The sequence below is a fragment of the Mycobacterium sp. genome (assembly GCF_032159565.1).
Taxonomy (GTDB): Bacteria; Actinomycetota; Actinomycetes; order Mycobacteriales; family Mycobacteriaceae; genus Mycobacterium.
Genome location: NZ_JAVHWR010000185.1, coordinates 32298 through 46988, shown reverse-complemented (window position 1 = coordinate 46988; position 14691 = coordinate 32298). Strand labels below are relative to the sequence as shown.

General features: G+C 66.3%; 16 protein-coding genes, 1 tRNA gene and 1 pseudogene. 7 read left to right on the top strand and 11 right to left on the bottom strand.

Annotated elements, in window-relative coordinates:
• The first annotated feature begins 81 nt into the window (after positions 1-81).
• Together QOC76_RS25275 and QOC76_RS25270 are read left to right on the top strand one after the other, a co-directional pair.
• Positions 82-157: transfer RNA gene (locus QOC76_RS25275), tRNA-Arg, on the top strand.
• 240 nt (positions 158-397) lie between these two features.
• Positions 398-1219 (top strand): hypothetical protein, encoded by an 822-nt coding sequence (locus tag QOC76_RS25270; protein ID WP_526361595.1) that lies wholly within the window; start codon positions 398-400, stop codon positions 1217-1219.
• On the opposite strand, the gene QOC76_RS25265 is transcribed toward QOC76_RS25270, so the two are convergent.
• The gene (locus QOC76_RS25265) at positions 1190-1654 is read right to left on the bottom strand and encodes a hypothetical protein (RefSeq protein ID WP_526361593.1); all 465 of its coding nucleotides are present in this window, start codon (positions 1652-1654) and stop codon (positions 1190-1192) included. The two genes, QOC76_RS25270 and QOC76_RS25265, sit on opposite strands and share 30 nt — an antisense overlap.
• Positions 1655-2321: 667 nt before the next feature.
• Here QOC76_RS25265 and QOC76_RS25260 point away from each other — a divergent pair.
• Entirely contained in the window at positions 2322-2576 is a 255-nt protein-coding gene (locus QOC76_RS25260; RefSeq protein WP_526361591.1) for a hypothetical protein, read from the top strand.
• 259 nt (positions 2577-2835) lie between these two features.
• Here QOC76_RS25260 and QOC76_RS25255 read toward each other — a convergent pair whose 3' ends face one another.
• The 9 genes and pseudogenes from QOC76_RS25255 to QOC76_RS25215 form a co-directional block, all read right to left on the bottom strand.
• Positions 2836-3678 (bottom strand): phage major capsid protein, encoded by an 843-nt coding sequence (locus QOC76_RS25255; RefSeq protein WP_526361589.1) that lies wholly within the window; start codon positions 3676-3678, stop codon positions 2836-2838.
• Between the two features lie 93 nt (positions 3679-3771).
• Entirely contained in the window at positions 3772-4116 is a 345-nt protein-coding gene (locus tag QOC76_RS25250; RefSeq protein ID WP_526361587.1) for a hypothetical protein, read from the bottom strand.
• Complete coding sequence (locus QOC76_RS25245) at positions 4113-4313, bottom strand: hypothetical protein (RefSeq protein ID WP_526361585.1); 201 nt, start codon at positions 4311-4313, stop codon at positions 4113-4115. Before QOC76_RS25245 ends, QOC76_RS25250 begins: the two co-directional genes overlap by 4 nt.
• Positions 4314-4393: 80 nt before the next feature.
• Entirely contained in the window at positions 4394-4687 is a 294-nt protein-coding gene (locus tag QOC76_RS25240; protein WP_526361583.1) for a hypothetical protein, read from the bottom strand.
• Positions 4680-4964 (bottom strand): hypothetical protein, encoded by a 285-nt coding sequence (locus QOC76_RS25235; RefSeq protein WP_526361581.1) that lies wholly within the window; start codon positions 4962-4964, stop codon positions 4680-4682. The genes QOC76_RS25240 and QOC76_RS25235 overlap by 8 nt, the downstream gene beginning before the upstream one ends.
• A gap of 1268 nt (positions 4965-6232) precedes the next feature.
• A pseudogene (locus tag QOC76_RS25230) lies at positions 6233-6514 on the bottom strand (hypothetical protein); the annotation flags it as partial.
• Complete coding sequence (locus tag QOC76_RS25225) at positions 6459-6710, bottom strand: type IV toxin-antitoxin system AbiEi family antitoxin (protein WP_526361599.1); 252 nt, start codon at positions 6708-6710, stop codon at positions 6459-6461. The gene QOC76_RS25225 and the pseudogene QOC76_RS25230, both read right to left, overlap by 56 nt.
• A 318-nt stretch (positions 6711-7028) precedes the next feature.
• Complete coding sequence (locus tag QOC76_RS25220) at positions 7029-8003, bottom strand: RNA polymerase subunit sigma-70 (protein WP_526361579.1); 975 nt, start codon at positions 8001-8003, stop codon at positions 7029-7031.
• A complete protein-coding gene (locus tag QOC76_RS25215; protein ID WP_526361577.1) occupies positions 8000-8398 on the bottom strand; it encodes a PPOX class F420-dependent oxidoreductase in 399 nt (132 codons plus the stop codon). Before QOC76_RS25215 ends, QOC76_RS25220 begins: the two co-directional genes overlap by 4 nt.
• A 119-nt stretch (positions 8399-8517) precedes the next feature.
• Between QOC76_RS25215 and QOC76_RS25210 the strand changes: the two genes are divergently transcribed.
• The 4 genes from QOC76_RS25210 to QOC76_RS25195 are packed head-to-tail and all read left to right on the top strand — an operon-like array spanning position 8518 to position 13331.
• Positions 8518-9309, top strand: a complete 792-nt coding sequence (locus QOC76_RS25210; protein ID WP_526361575.1) for a hypothetical protein — start codon at positions 8518-8520, stop codon at positions 9307-9309.
• Positions 9306-9998 (top strand): ABC transporter ATP-binding protein, encoded by a 693-nt coding sequence (locus QOC76_RS25205; protein ID WP_526361573.1) that lies wholly within the window; start codon positions 9306-9308, stop codon positions 9996-9998. Before QOC76_RS25210 ends, QOC76_RS25205 begins: the two co-directional genes overlap by 4 nt.
• Positions 9991-10668: an ABC transporter ATP-binding protein gene (locus tag QOC76_RS25200; protein WP_526361571.1), complete on the top strand. Its 678-nt coding sequence runs from the start codon at positions 9991-9993 to the stop codon at positions 10666-10668. The genes QOC76_RS25205 and QOC76_RS25200 overlap by 8 nt, the downstream gene beginning before the upstream one ends.
• Positions 10665-13331: an ABC transporter permease gene (locus QOC76_RS25195; RefSeq protein ID WP_526361569.1), complete on the top strand. Its 2667-nt coding sequence runs from the start codon at positions 10665-10667 to the stop codon at positions 13329-13331. The genes QOC76_RS25200 and QOC76_RS25195 overlap by 4 nt, the downstream gene beginning before the upstream one ends.
• Here QOC76_RS25195 and QOC76_RS25190 read toward each other — a convergent pair.
• Positions 13328-14689, bottom strand: a complete 1362-nt coding sequence (locus QOC76_RS25190; protein WP_526361567.1) for a hypothetical protein — start codon at positions 14687-14689, stop codon at positions 13328-13330. The two genes, QOC76_RS25195 and QOC76_RS25190, sit on opposite strands and share 4 nt — an antisense overlap.
• Positions 14690-14691 lie beyond the last annotated feature (2 nt).

Sequence of the window (14691 nt, the reverse complement as noted above, 5' to 3'; positions counted from 1 at the left end):
GGTGGTCAGGGCCCGAATCGATAAATACGGGCGTCGATACGCTAATCTGTGCACGCCCATTGGCGCGGTAACCCAGTACCCGCCCCCGTAGCTCAGGGGATAGAGCGTCTGCCTCCGGAGCAGAAGGCCGCAGGTTCGAATCCTGCCGGGGGCACCACACATTTACCCAGTTCAGCGTTGGTTTTTGCGGGTTCCGGCCAAAGGCCGTGCGATTAACGTGCGATAGTCCCGGCGGTTTGGCGTGGACCAGCTAACTCGACCTGTCTATCCGTGGAAGCTGTCGAACACGGAGATCGCGAGACGCGCGAATACATATATATGTGGCGCGTGTCGTCGGGTCGGCATGTCAGACCGACTGGGTAGCGTGATATGCCACGTCGATTGCAGAGGTGGCCAAGTGCGCAAACTCGATGCGGACACGGCGTCGGCCGTGCGCCAAGGGATTCTCGCCGCGGCGGATCAAAGCGGCATTTTCTCGGGCCTGGACGGCTTCACAAAGGGTCTGTTTCCGCCGGGTGCGGCCATGAAGTCGATGTTGGATGCCTTCGGCAAGGATTTCGCAGGGCCGGGTGTCGTGGGGCTCAAGTTCCCCGAAGACCTAATTGGGCCGAGTGTGGGCCTGAAGATGCACGAGTTGTTTCCGTCGGGTGCGCCGATGACGTCGGTGTTCGATGCCTTCGGCAAGGACCTCGCAGGACCGGGCGTCGGCCTGAAGATGCACGAGTTGTTTCCGTCGGGTGCCCCGATGACGTCGATGTTCGATGCCTTCGGCAAGGACCTCGCAGGACCGGGCGTAGGGCTTAAATCGATCTTGGACGCCTTCGGTAAGGACCTGATTCCCCCGGGGTCGGCCTTTAGCACGATGGCGAATGAGGCTCTGGGCGGCCTATTGAGAGACGCTAAAAATTACCGCTCGCCGGAGGACTTCGCCGTAGCCGTTAGGCATACCGCAGCGCCCCTGGTCGCCGGACAGGTGCGGTCACTCAAGACCCGTGACGAGGTTATTGCATACATCAACCTCGTCGCTGCCATCATCAATTTGTTGGTGACGATATGGACTGTGGCGTCGAAAGTGGTGGACGATCCGACACCTCCGCGCGAAACCCAAAACCAGGTCGTGATCAACATACACGACGAATGTGACAAATCTGCCTCCAGCTGCGCCGTCTGTGCTACCAGTCCCGTCGCATCAGATCCCGTTCTCCGCCAACCAAATTGACCCGTCGTCGTCGTAGAAGGACACCGCCCCGTCTGCCGTCACGGTCGCCCGTAGCCACCAGTGGGAGTAGGCCTTCCCGGCGGGACGAACCCCAGCAGGGAGATCCCCGGCGCACACGTCGACCGGTTGCCCGGTGCGCAGCGCGGCCAGACGCGCGGCGTTCGAATGGTGCGGCATGCTGTGGCGGGATTCCTGTTCCTCGCGTGCCAACAGCATGGTGTAGACCCCGGCGTGCTGGCCGGTTGTCGGCGGGCGTCGCGGGCCATCAGGCCGCCCCCGGCGGCGGATGTGCACAGGGTCGCGATCCCATCGCGACCGGGCCGCCCGGACATGCCGGTCGGACTTCGCCTGTCCCGGTTCGGGGTTCACCCGCGCGAGCAGGTCGACGACGTGCTTCTCGCACAGCCGGATCTCGGCGGCCAGCTTGACCGCCACGCTCGCGCGGGTCTGTCCGGCCAGCTCGGCATCCCACAGGGCCCGCAGCTGATCGCCGCGATCGGCGGCCGCCGCCGCCGGTGATCGTCTGGGCCTCGCGCTCGTCGAACTCCAGCACGCGCCCCGCCTCGCGGGCGGCGTGCTCTAAGGCGCGGGCCATGTCGGCGCGGAGTTGGTCGCCTGCGGTCATGGTTTAATCGTCCTCTCTGACGTGGCCCAGGGCGTTCTAGATCTTCTTGGTAAAGGTGGAGATCTAGTTCTACTGCCGGACTTGATCTCCCGCCCAGAAATTCCGGTCGTACTGCATCGTGGCTGGCACGCTATGCGATACGGGCGACCGCCCGGAGTTTGCTGGGTACCCTCCCCACCGCATCTAGCCATCTGCTGGGACGACGAACTAAGCGACGACGAGAAGCGGGCCGCGGTCGACACGCTGTTCACGATCACGATCTACCCCGGGCCAGCGGGGCGGTAGCGCCCCGTTCGACAAGTCCCTGGTGGTCCCGAAGTCCAAGCTGTGACCGTGACGGTCCCGCAATCTGAATCGCATTAGCTGACCTAAGCATAAATCTGAAGTATCTCTGCGTTTTGCTGCTAAATCGCCGTACCACAGCGTTCGCGGGGTTACCGTGCAGCAATCTCCCAGACGAGGAGAAAGGTGGAGATGATGAACAGATCAACGATGGCAGCGGCGATCGGCGCGCTGGCGGTGGCGGGCCTGGTCGGCATGGCTCCGATTGTGATGGCGGCACCGGCCCCACCCGGCGGCGGCGGCAGCGACCCCACCGGCGGCGGCGGCACTCCCGGCACCCCGACCGCCCATCCCTGCGGCGTGGCCCACACCACCACCACCCCGACACCCTCAACAACCAAGGCGACGCCCAGGGATCACCCGCTGTGGCTCGACACCTGGCGGCGCTGACGCTTGACCGATGCGGCGCCCCGACCTACGGGTGATCTCCATGACCTAGATGCGTGACTCCGCACCGCCTCACCCCGTCCGGCTGTATATCGCCGTGCGGGGTGATTTGCGTTCTAAGGTGCACGCCACGCCCGGCGCATGCGCATCACCGAGTCGCGACAGGCAAAGTGGGACGACGGCGTTATCGCCAGGGCCTGGGTTGGTTGGTTTCCTGGTTTCACTGCTTTCCAGAACATTCGCCGCCGCCCACTTAGTCTTGTTAAGAGCCACCAAGTCCGATCTTGATAATGGCTGCTTGGTGTGGGTAGGCGAAGCCGAACCTGGTCACACAGCGCACGCCCAGGCGATCGCTGGAGAAGTACGCCGATCTGTCAGTGACCACGCTGACCGGAAGCCGCAGCACCGCAAAGACTTTGGCCTTCGGGATGCCCCAGATCCTGCCTTGGGGTACCGCCGGGCTCCAGTGCACCTGCACGCCCTGTGCCGATCTCTTTGTCGGGCTTGACGGGTCGATGCCCAGGAGCGGCTGGTTCCAGTCAGTGGCCACCTTCAGCGTCGAGAGGGTGAGCAGCATGTCGGGATGCATGACGAACGCCGTCAGTGTCGCGCCGACCTGCTCGGCCTTGCTGATGGCTTCGGCGAACACGTCGAGGTCGGCGATCGAGGACCCGGCGTTGACGAGCTGCACATCGGACAGGCTCTCCAGGCCGCTGGGCCCGTGGGTCGTGGTGTCGCCGAAGAATGCGGCGTCCAGACGAGTTTGAAGATCGCGAACCAGCCCTTGCCCGACAACGTCGAGCGCCGCCGGATCGGAGTCGTCGGCCAGCTCGGAGGACACGACGGTGAGGCCCTTCAACGCCGATGGGACACAGTTAATCTCATCGAGGTTCGCATCCGAAACCGCGATCTCTTGCCCCTCCTGGGTCCAGGCGGTTGTGGGGTCGGTCTGGACGACGGGAAAGCGCACGCTGTGGCTTTCGGTTTGAACGACCGTCGATACGGTGGTGGCGATGGAGCCTCGCACCAGTGGTTGGACGATGAGCGCTTCGACTTCTTCGGGCCGAAGGATGCTCGCACCGTCGCCGGAGGTGAGGAGTGTCATGGGTAGCTTTCCAGGAGAACGGATTTGGTGGACAACCGCGCCGATACCTGACCGGTCGTGCGGTGCGCTCTCCTGGAGCGACTGGCAGTAACTTTACTCCTGTGGGCGGGCCAGCGCCGCCTGCCAGGACGTGGGCCGAGGCTCGGCCAGGCCGGTTGCACCGGAGGCGAACGCGTTGCGAGCCGGGTACTTCGTTTGCACCCGCCAATGCGCGGGCACCCGAGTTTCGACGATCTCGGCCACCGTGTCCTCGCTGATCTCGCCGTCCTCGTCGAGCACCTCGGCCATCGTGGCGTGGTGCCAGATCTCGGCGGGGTCGATCAACTTGTGCCCGGCGGCCAGTGCCTCCACGTCGCGGGTGATCCGTTCCTGTTTCCAGTCCTGCAGCGTCGCGATCTCGGTACCGGCGGCCTGCAGTTGTTCGTCGAGTTCGGTCATCGCGACCCGCTTGTCGGCTGCCTCGCGGCGGAGCTTCTGGATGTGGTTGGCCAGCTTGGGGTCAGGCCGTCGAGCAGGCTGGGTTCGGGTTCACCTTCGGCGGCCAGCTCGGCGGCGGCGGCTTCGTAGTCGGCCGCGCTGAACGGGTGCCCCTCGTCGGGGTCGGCGGTCGTGTCAGGTGGGACATCGTGTCCCACCTAGGGTTGCTGGTCATCGGCCACGGCATCGGGTTCTGGTGCCTCAGCGTCGATCTCAGGGCCGGTATCGGGTGTCTGTGTCATAAGCCTGTTCCTTCGAGTCGGGGCCAGCGTCGGTTGCGCAGGCCGTTACTCAGCCAGGTGACCCGGGTGAGCAAGATGTCGGGCACGGTGTAACCCAAGTGCCCCAGCAGCTGTCGTTCGGCGTTGGTGGCAGGCCGGGCGAACGACACCCCGAATAGCTCACCGGCGATGCGCTCGGGATCGCCACCTAGGGTGGCGTCCTCGGCGCGCCGAAGATCGTCGGGCACGCCGTCGAAAACTAGCCAGCCGCGCGCATCGTTGACCCGTTGGGGCCCAATGGTTTCAGTCATCGTCCCTACCATGCTTCAGCGTTCCCTTCAGGGCTTCCACCTCGGCATCGGTGGCCTTGAGGACATGCTCCAGGGTCGTGTGCAGCAAGTGGAGGTTTGTGCGGCTGAGTGTCACCACGAATGTGCCCAGCCGGTTGTCGACGATCTCCAGACTCAAGGTCACCGTGTCGCTATCGTCGTCCGGCAATCGGGCCAGCACGGTGAGCCCGGTGGGCGTGATCGTGACAGTGTCGGGGTTGGGCTCGTGCCAGCCTTCGTAGATGTCGGCCAGGGTCATGAGGCGTCCTTTCTCGAGTGTTCCTCCGCAGTGATGGTGCTGCGGTTGGTTTTCGGATTCCGGCGGTGAACGAGACCGGCCACAACGCCCTCCGGCCGGTGCCGAGGAGCTAGGCCGTCGAACCATGCCCGGCAAGGCTGCAGGGCCCCACAGTGGCCGCACAGCGCCAGCGCGGCGGCCTCGTCGCCGTCTTCGTCGAACTGCGGGGCGCACCCCCGGCAGGCCGCTCCCGGTAAGGCCGGGGTCGCACAGAAACTATTTGTGCGCGTTCGGAGCATTGGCCGGTTTTCCGTACTGGCCGGGTAAGGGCCACCAAATTCTGAAACAGATCGCGAACGACATCATCGCGGCGTTCCCGATGTCGAACGGCCCGCGCCAGTTCAACGCCGACGAACTGGCGGGCTGCCTCAACCGGGCATGGGGAACGGAACTGCTGCTGGCCATGAGTACGCGTTTCGCCGGTGAAGACGAAATGATGCGCGTCTCGAATCATGGGGATGCATCCAGCTGTATACGTCGGCTACTCGTCGGTGCAGGCGTTAGTGGTCGCCAACGGTCAACCCCGACCGGCCAGCCACCCGAAGACCCAGGAACAGGCCATCACCTTCTGGGCGAACCGTTCGGCGAGCGTCCCGCCGTTCTCGTTTGCCGCCAAACCGGGATCAAGTTGGAACCGAGATCCACAGGCGTACGCGCACGGGCCAGACCGCGACATCGACAACGTCCATTCCTGGATCGCGTGTGATTCGACAAGCTGCTGGGACATCGCGGCGCTGGCGCTTCGGACGACCCGCCAGGACGCCGTCGAAAAGCAGTTGACCGAAGCGCGCCAGAAGAAAATCCGGCAGAAGCGCAAAGAATGGCAGACCGCCGAAAACGCGCGGCTGGCGAAAGGCAAGCCGCCGAAGACGATGCCGGTCTGGAAGACGGCGCAGTTGTCGACCGCCGAGAAAGCCGCGTGCGAACAGAACGTCCGCGCCTACGGATGGCTGGACTACCTCTACCGATTGCGGATCAAAGCCAACTACGAGGAAGCGCGAATGTTCACCGAAGGGCCGGACGACGAGCACACGTCAGCGATTTTCGCGCGCAACATGATTCGCTTTGCGACGGCGGTGATGATCGCGCACGAAGTGCGGATCGCCCGAACCATCGGCAAGACGGCGTTTCTCGATTTGGCGAACACGTGGACGGCGACGAACAGTCCCCCTGCAACGATGGGCATCGGCTTGCGATTACCGATCCTCACCAAGGTGCTGTGCGACGCATCACGCGTCGAGCAGTCCGAGCCGCCGCGCAGCGTCTTGCAGGTCGGCCTGGAACTGGTCAAGGCTGGTGAGTGTGTACATTCCGTCGATCTTCTTGTTGACCCAGAGTTCGTGGATCCTGCGCAGGTCCGCTAGTCGAGAGTGCCAACCTATGCCGTCAACGATGGCGAAGACGTATTGATGTGCGAACCGATGATTGGCTACGTCGGCAATCTCCCGGTACGCGTCAGTGAGCTTGCTGCCGGTCGAATCGAAACCCTTTGCGGCAACGACGATCTTCGCGTCTGCCACCGACGGCGCGAGCGAGCGAATCGAGGTGCTGGACAGCAAGATCGCGTGGCAGGTGCATGGCGAGGTCAAATGCTGTCCGATCGGGTGTCGTCACCGACAGGCCGTCTACCTGCATGATCTCATCTGCATCAATGCGCTCATTGCGGACGACGATGCCGGGCGGCGGTCGGCCACATCGCCAGATCATTTCGATCGGCGCAGCCGCCCTGACCCAGAGTGCGCCATGCATTGCCGCGGCGGCGCGACCCGTGATCACGCCACTGCGACCAGACCACAGCCACGCGCCGATGGTGTTTTGCGCTAGCGAGGGCACGATGAGCTTCGGCACGTACACGTCGGGGAAGATCGCGCGATAGTTCCACCGCAGGCGTCCGCGGGTAAGCCCGCCACCCGCCAGCGCTGCACTGCCGACGAACACCTCGTCCATGTCGCGATGGCGCGATAAGCGCCGACAATTCAGCCGCGAGATCCGAAGATTGCATCCGGGTTTGTGGATAACGCGGCGTCACGACCCTGCGTGCAAAATTGCGGCGTCAGACTCGTCGACCAGTGGCAGACCGAACAACGTGACCAGGCCGGGATCGCCGAACACGACAATGCGGGCGATCCCACCCGCGGTCACCTCGAGCGCCGCGATCCCGAACGCGCGCAGCACGCCGTCCTCGTCACGACGGTAGGCCGCTGCGGCGGGTTGCCCGTTGGCTGCGATGGCCACCATCCGCCAATCACCTGGCACCCCAACCACTCCGGCAAGATAGGGCAAGCAGGTCGCGCGGCCGGCGAACCAGGTCCGCGACCCGACCATCTCCAGCGCGGCGTCGTGGCGCAGCACCGCCTCCAGCAGGGCGGTGTCAGCGGCCTCGAAGGCGGCCATATACCCATCGAGCAGCTCGCGAGCCCGCGGCTCCGTGGGCTCGATGACCTCGTCGGCGCTCGGGGCGACGTCGCGCATCCGCGCCCGGGCCCGTTGCAACGCGCTCTTCACGGCGGCGACGCTGATGTCGAGCATCGCGGCGACATCCGTGGCGGGGAATGCCAACACGTCGCGCAGCAGTAGCACCGCGCGCTGCTGGGCCGGAAGGTGCTGCAGGCTGGCGACCAACGCCAGCCGCAGGCTCTCGCGCGAGGTAACGACCGCGGCCGGGTCGTCCGTCACCCAGGCATCGGGAATCGCCTGTAGCCATAAAACATCTGACGCCGGCACTGGCTCGGTGTGCGGGTCATCGGCCGCCGCGCCCAGACCCGACGGCAGCATGCGCCGACTGCCGTGCGCAAGCGTCGTCAGGCACGCGTTGGTCGCGATGCGGTGCAACCACGTGCGCACCGACGAGCGGTTCTCGAACTCCCGATAGCCGCGCCACGCGCGCAGATACGTTTCCTGGACGACGTCCTCGGCGTCGTGCGCCGAGCCGAGCATCCGGTAACAGTGCGCGAGCAGTTCGCGGCGAAACGGCTCGGTGTCGCGGATGAAATCGCTCATGCCGCCGCCGGCGGGAACTGGTAGACCTTCTGCGGCGTGATCCGCACGATCAGCCGCTCCGCGTCGGGCTCGGGCGTTGGCGCCATGCCGCCCATGTAGCGCTCATACATCTCATAGAGCAATCGCTTCTCGGGGTCCTCGGTGATCTCCCCCGTGCCACGGATCTCGACGTAGCGCCCCTTCTCGTCGATCACCAGCAGGCTGACCCGCGGGTCACGCGCGATGTTGCGGGACTTCAGCCTGCCCTTGATGGTGCTGAACACCACGGAGTCGCCGTCGCGTTTGACGAAGATCACCGACGATTGTGGGCGCCCGTCGGCGTTCGACGTGGCGATCGCCGCGATGTGCGGCCCATCGAGCACTTCGCGGGCGACGTCATTGAGCGTTATGTCCATGCGGTTATAGACCGGGCGGGGCGGGAAAAGGAATCGGTCACCGGCCCGGCTGGCGTTCAGATGCCGTTCAGGAACGGCAGCAGATGCTTACGGCGAAATCATTGATGGAGGTGACCACGATGCGCAGGCTCATCATCGCTCTCGTGACCGCGGTCGCGCTGGCCGGCTGCGGTTCGAAGGGCTCGACGTCGGCCCCGACCGGGCAGACGGGCTCGACCAACACCGGCAGCCCTACTGCGGCACCGTCGCCGCCGGATTGGACGGTGCCGTTGATGCAGACCCCCTACTCCCCCAAGGTCGATCCGACTCAGTTCACCGACACGATCACCAACAGGTACTTCCCGCTAGTTCCGGGGACCGTGATGATCTACGAAGGCAAGCGCGACGGGGTGCCGTTGCGAATCGAGCTGACGGTGACCAACGAGACGAAGGACATTTTCGGAGTAAAGACGATCGTCGTCAGGGACATCGTCACGGGAGCCCTTGAGGAGCGCACGTCGGACTGGTACGCGCAGGACGCCGCGGGCAACGTCTGGTACTTCGGCGAGGACACAAAGGAGTACACGAACGGGGTTGTATCCAGCACCGCCGGTTCGTGGGAGGCGGGCGTCGACGGAGCGCTACCCGGCATCATCATGCAGGCCAGCCCGCGGCAGGGCGAAGCCTACCGACAGGAGTACCGGCCGACGGTTGCAGAGGACGTGGCCCTCATCAAGCAGCTCGGCGCCTCGGCCGAGGTCCCAGCGGGTCGCTATTCCGACGTGCTGGTGACGAACGACCGAGATCTGCTGGACCTGAACAAGGACGAAGACAAGTACTTCGCCCCGGGCGTTGGGCTCGTCAAGCTCGGCGGGCTCGTCAACGGCCACCGAGAAGACGTGTGGCTGGTCTCCATCCTGGCGCCGAAGTGACCGACCGAACCGGCCCCGCGATGGAAGCCTGCGGGCTGTACCACATCTATCGCGAGGCCGAAGTCGAAACCATCGCGCTTCGAGGCGTGGCGTTGACCGTCGAACCGGGCACCTGGACGAGCGTCATGGGACCGTCGGGCAGCGGCAAGAGCACTCTCGTCTACGTGTTGGCCGGGCTCGTCGAGCCCAGCGGAGGAGCGGTGGTCGTCGACGGTGAAGACCTCACCCGGCTACCGCCGCCCGCGCGTGCTCGGTGGCGCCGTCAGCGGGTCGGCGTGGTGCTCCAACGGGACAACCTGCACCCGCTTCTCGACGTCGCCGAGAACATCGAGCTGCCGTTGCGCCTCGAGGGTCGAGGTCGCGCACAGATCCGGGCGCGGGTGGACCAGCTTCTGGACGAGGTCCGGCTCGCCGACCGGCGCCGCCACCGGACAGGGCAGTTGTCCGGTGGTGAGGGGCAACGAGCAGCCATCGCCGTCGCCCTGGCACCGCACCCGCAGGTGCTGCTGGCCGACGAGCCGACCGGTGAGCTCGACGAGTCAACGGCCGCAGGCGTTCTCGATCTTCTGGCGAATCTCAAGGCGCGGGAGGGTGCGAGCATCCTCACCGTGACGCACAACCCGCAGGTCGCCGAGCGGGCCGACCGGCGCCTCATCATGCGCGACGGCGAGATCCTCGATGGTGCCTGAAGCGCCCGCGATCGAGGCGCTCACGTTGACCCGGACGTATCGAGGCGGCGGGCAGGAGGTTCGCGGCGTCGATTCGGTGTCGCTCGCCGCCGCCAGGGGCGAGGTCGTAGCGGTTACCGGTCCGAGCGGCTCAGGGAAAAGCACCCTTCTCTATCTTCTCGGCGGACTCGACACCCCCGACGAGGGACACGTGCGCGTGACCGGCGTTGACTGGGCGATGCTACGGGGTCGTGCCCGTGCCCGATTTCGCCGGCGAACGTGCGGTTTCATCGTTCAAGGCCTGGCGCTTCTTCCGCAGGCGACGGCGGCCGAAAACGTCGAAGTGCCATTGCTTCTCGACGGAATCGAGCCGACGGCACGGGGTCCCCGGGTGGCCGACGCGCTCGAACGAGTAGGACTCGCGCAGGACTCGGTGAAGCTGACCGACCAACTCTCAGGCGGCCAGCAGCAACGGGTGGCGATCGCGAGAGCCCTGGTGGCCGAACCCGCGGTCGTTCTGGCCGACGAGCCCACCGGAAGTCTGGACTCGGTGACCGCCCAGGACATCATCGCGCTGCTGGTTGCCGCCGCACGCGAGCGCGATGCCGCGGTGGTGATGGTCACGCATGATCCCACCGTCGCGGCTCACGCCGATCGCGTGGTGGCCATGCACTCGGGGCGGGTCCAGTGATCCGCTGGCTGACGGCCCGCACCATCCGGCGTGCGCCGAGACGCCTCGTCCTCGGCACTTTGGGGGTCGCGTTTCCGGTCGCGATGCTGGCGGCGACGTTGCTTTTCGATGACGCCGATCGTGCCATGACGCGGGTGGCATTGGAACCGGTGCAGATCGAGATGCGAGCGATGGGCAGGTCGCTCGACGTCGACATGACGTCCGTCAGCCACGATCTGGGTGCGGTGCCCGCAGTGGCACGTGCCGAGCCCTTCGCTGCGACCAACGTGGTGGTGGAGGCCCCCGGCGCCGGGAAGTGGACCGCGCGCCTGATCGCCGTCGACCCTTCCTACTTCGCCGATCGACCCTGGCTCCGTGTCGTCAGCGGCAAGCCGGGCGGTGGCGCGCTGCTGGATGAAGCACTTCGCAACACTCCCGGATTCGCCTCGGCCCCAACGGTTTCGATCGCGTTGCCCGGCGACGCCCCGAAGCTTTCACTCACGCTCCCGGCCAGCGGGACGGTCGATCTGCGCCAGGCCACAACGTGGTTCTCAATCCCTTATGGCGACGTGCAGGGCGATGTGGTCGCCGTTCCCCGCTCAATCGTCATCGACTTCAACACCTTTGCGCGCGACATCCTGCCCGTGCTGCAGGAGTGGGCCACCCACGGTGGTATCTCCCCGGTGTTCGATCCCGGTTCCACCGATCTGCCGCCGGTAAGCATGGAATCCCACGTGACCGTGGACCACGCCACATATCCGCCGAACCCGAGCCGCGCGACCGCATGGTCGGGGCAGCTTCGATCGCTACTGGAGCGTCGGGCGGCGGGCTCGATCCTGGTTGCCGACAACGCCGCCGAGACCTTGGTGACTGCCCAGTCCGACGCCACCAACGCGAAGATCCTGTTCCTCCTGCTCGGGATTCCCGGGGTGCTCGCGGCGGGTGCGCTCGGTCTCGCCGCCGGTTCCGCCCTCGCGGAGGCCAACCGGCGTGAGGAGGCACTGCTCCGGCTGCGGGGCGCCACGACTGGGCAGGTGCTCCGCCTTGCCGCGGCCGACGCGGCGGTCGTCGGGCTCGCGGGGTCGGTGGTGGGACTTGTCGTCGCAGCCGCCACCGTCAGTTTGGTGACCGGTGGACCCGTGTGGCGCGGGGTCGCGCCGGGAGAGCTCGCCACCACGGCGATCCTGGCGCTCGCCGTCGGAGCACTGACCACGGTCATCCGGCTCATCCGGCTCAGAAGCACGGAACGCCGGTCAGAAGTCGCCGTGGAACGCCGTCTGCTCGAGCGGGGGTGGGCGCCGATGTGGAAGCGGGCCTACCTCGATCTGATCTTCATCGCCCTCGGGTTGGGCATCCTCGGCATCAACCGCCTGACCGGCGGGCTGTCGCAGACCCCGATCGAAGGCACGTCCCTGGCGCTGTCGTTCTATGTGCTGCTGGCACCCATCTTCCTGTGGCTCGGGGTCACCTTCCTTACGGTCCGGGTCGTGCTGGCGATCTTGAGTCGACGGGCGGAGCGGGGGCGGTCGAAGCCGTTGCCTTCGTGGCGCGCAGCGGCCACCCGATGGACGGGCCGCCGTCCGGCGCGGATGGCCGTCGCACTCATGCTAGGCGCGTTGGCGGTGGCGTTCGGCACGCAGGTGTTGGGGTTCGCGGCGACGTATCGGACCGCGAAAGCGGCCGACGCCCGGGCGGCTCTGGGCTCCGATATGCGCCTCACACCGGCCGATCCGACGAACAGGCTACCGCCCCTTGGGCCGGGGACCGCCGCCGTGAGCCCCTTCCGCCTCGTCCCCGCGCAGGCGGGAAGCGACCGCAAGACGATCATGGCGATCGACCTGTCCACCTATCCCGACGTGTCGACGATGGCGCCGCGGATCCTGCAGGGTCAGGGGCCCGAGGCGCTCGGCGGCGACCCGCGTGGGGTCCTCCTGCTCAAGGAGCTCGCCATCGATTTCGAGGTCGGACCCGGTGACACGCTGCCGATCACGATCTATCCGGACGACTTCGAAAAGAGCACCAACCTGAAGCTCCACGTGCTCGGCGTCTACGGCTCGTTTCCGCCGACGAGCCCGCCACCCGACCAGCCGGCCGAGCTTGTCATGTCCACGGCCGCGATACCACGGACGGTGCCGGCGCCCCCGGACTTCTACCTCGCCCGCGTCTCGGCCGGGCGATCGACCAATGCGGTGGCCGCCGAACTCCGCGGAGCCTTGTCCGATCGATTCGGCGTGACGACGGTCGGAAACCCGTTCCAGCGGGGCCTCACCGCATTGAACCTCGCCGGGCTCGGTCGCATCGAAGCGCTCGGAGCCGCGCTGATCGCCGCCGTCGGAGTCGCCGTGCTCGGCGCATTCCTCGTGCTCGAACGCCGCCGCGAGTTCGCGATCCTTCGGGCCGTGGGCGCCGACACGTCCCAGGTCATCGCAGGACCGGCTACCGAAGGCGTGCTCGTAGTGCTGGGAAGCTTGCTGATCGGCGTTCCGGTCGGGCTGGGGCTCGCGCTGCTCGAGGTCCGGGTGCTCTCGCTGTTCTTCGCGCTTCCCCCGCCGCTGCTCACCATCCCCACGGGTGCCCTCGCGGTGTTCATCGTGTTCATGGCGATGACGTCGACGGCCGCCATGGCCGCAGCGCTGGCCGCCGTCACCCGGGTGCGGCCGGCGTCGGTGCTGCGGGAGCTCTAGCGGACGTGCAGCCCCGCCATTGCCTGCTTGAGCGCGGCCGCGGCGCCGTCGACAGCGGACAGGTCTTCAGCATCGGCCACCTTGCGCAACTGCTGCAGCGCGGTGTCCACCCCTCCGGCCGAATCGACGCCGTGGCGGGTGCGCTCCCAAACACGTTCCAGCGCAGCCACATCGGCCCGCACCGCGCCTGCGTCATCGGCTGCCACATCGATCGGAAGCTGATCTGCCCATATGGCCATCCGGGCCAGGTCGACATCGATCACCCGCTGGTACAGCAGCCGCAGGTCGAGCTCGTTCTGGGCGACCCGCAACGCAGCCGACTGCGCGGACTTCCAATCCTTGACGTCTACGGCGGTGGCGAGCTCGCCCATGTCCCTCTTCATCTGCGACTGCGACTGCGGCGGAATGCCCTTGGTCAGCGCAGCACCCCACGCCTGATCCAGCGTCGTAGCTGGTTGCTTTGCACGTTCGGCGTCGGAATCGGCGGCGGCCTCGAAGACCGCTCGAACCGCGGCCGAGAGCGCGCCGAATTCGGCCGGAGCAGGATCCAGCCTCCGATCCGTCGGCGACGCGAGCGACACCGCCTCCAGGTCACCGCCCGGGTCTCCGGTGGAGAACTCGCCGTAGCCAGGAGCGAAGATCTTTCCCTCCCGCGTGCCGTCCATGTGCAGCTCGTTGACTTCCATTGCGCCGCTGATGTTTCCGCTTGGACCGGGCACGTTCATGTCGACCTTGTCGACACGTACCTCCTCGAACACCACCTCCGGTACGTTCTCCGGGCGGTACACGTCACCCACGCGCGGATGCGCCGGCATGATCAGCGCGGCCGGAGTCTTGTCATCGACCACCCAGGTTCCTTCGGTGTCGGTGACCTTGCCGTCCTCGAAAGCGGAATAGTCCTCACCGAAGTACCACACCGACCCGTCGTCGGCCTGCGCGTACCGGTCGATGGCCACCTCTTGGATCCGGCCGTCCAGGTACGCGACGTACTGGATGAGCGCCGTGTCGATCGTCGCGCCGCGATAGGGCGTCGGCTTCATCTCCGGCAGCAGGGTCACCTCGGTGCGGAACGGCTTGTTGTCCACGTGGCCGCCGAAGATGACCTGCTCGACACGACTGGTCGGATGCAGCGGGTTCGTGATCGGCGTCGGGTGGCTGAATGTCGGGGTGGCCAGATCGATGCGTTGACTGTTCGGCGCGACCGGCAGGCACTCGTCGGTGCGCTCGCCGGATTCAGAGACGACCTTGATGCAGTCCGCGGCCACCGGTGCCGGACCGCCGCTGCACGCGACGCTGAGTGCGGAGACGATCGGCGTGCAGATCGCTAGCGTGACGAGCCGGCGACCGGTGGCGTTCATGG

Coding starts and splice junctions, on each gene's coding strand:
- QOC76_RS25210 (WP_526361575.1), top strand. CDS start 8,518: ATGCGCAGGCTCATCATCGCTCTCGTGACCGCGGTCGCGCTGGCCGGC.
- QOC76_RS25220 (WP_526361579.1), bottom strand. CDS start 8,003: ATGAGCGATTTCATCCGCGACACCGAGCCGTTTCGCCGCGAACTGCTC.
- QOC76_RS25240 (WP_526361583.1), bottom strand. CDS start 4,687: ATGACTGAAACCATTGGGCCCCAACGGGTCAACGATGCGCGCGGCTGG.
- QOC76_RS25190 (WP_526361567.1), bottom strand. CDS start 14,689: ATGAACGCCACCGGTCGCCGGCTCGTCACGCTAGCGATCTGCACGCCG.
- QOC76_RS25250 (WP_526361587.1), bottom strand. CDS start 4,116: ATGACCGAACTCGACGAACAACTGCAGGCCGCCGGTACCGAGATCGCG.
- QOC76_RS25235 (WP_526361581.1), bottom strand. CDS start 4,964: ATGACCCTGGCCGACATCTACGAAGGCTGGCACGAGCCCAACCCCGAC.
- QOC76_RS25225 (WP_526361599.1), bottom strand. CDS start 6,710: ATGATCTGGCGATGTGGCCGACCGCCGCCCGGCATCGTCGTCCGCAAT.
- QOC76_RS25255 (WP_526361589.1), bottom strand. CDS start 3,678: ATGACACTCCTCACCTCCGGCGACGGTGCGAGCATCCTTCGGCCCGAA.
- QOC76_RS25215 (WP_526361577.1), bottom strand. CDS start 8,398: ATGGACATAACGCTCAATGACGTCGCCCGCGAAGTGCTCGATGGGCCG.
- QOC76_RS25260 (WP_526361591.1), top strand. CDS start 2,322: ATGAACAGATCAACGATGGCAGCGGCGATCGGCGCGCTGGCGGTGGCG.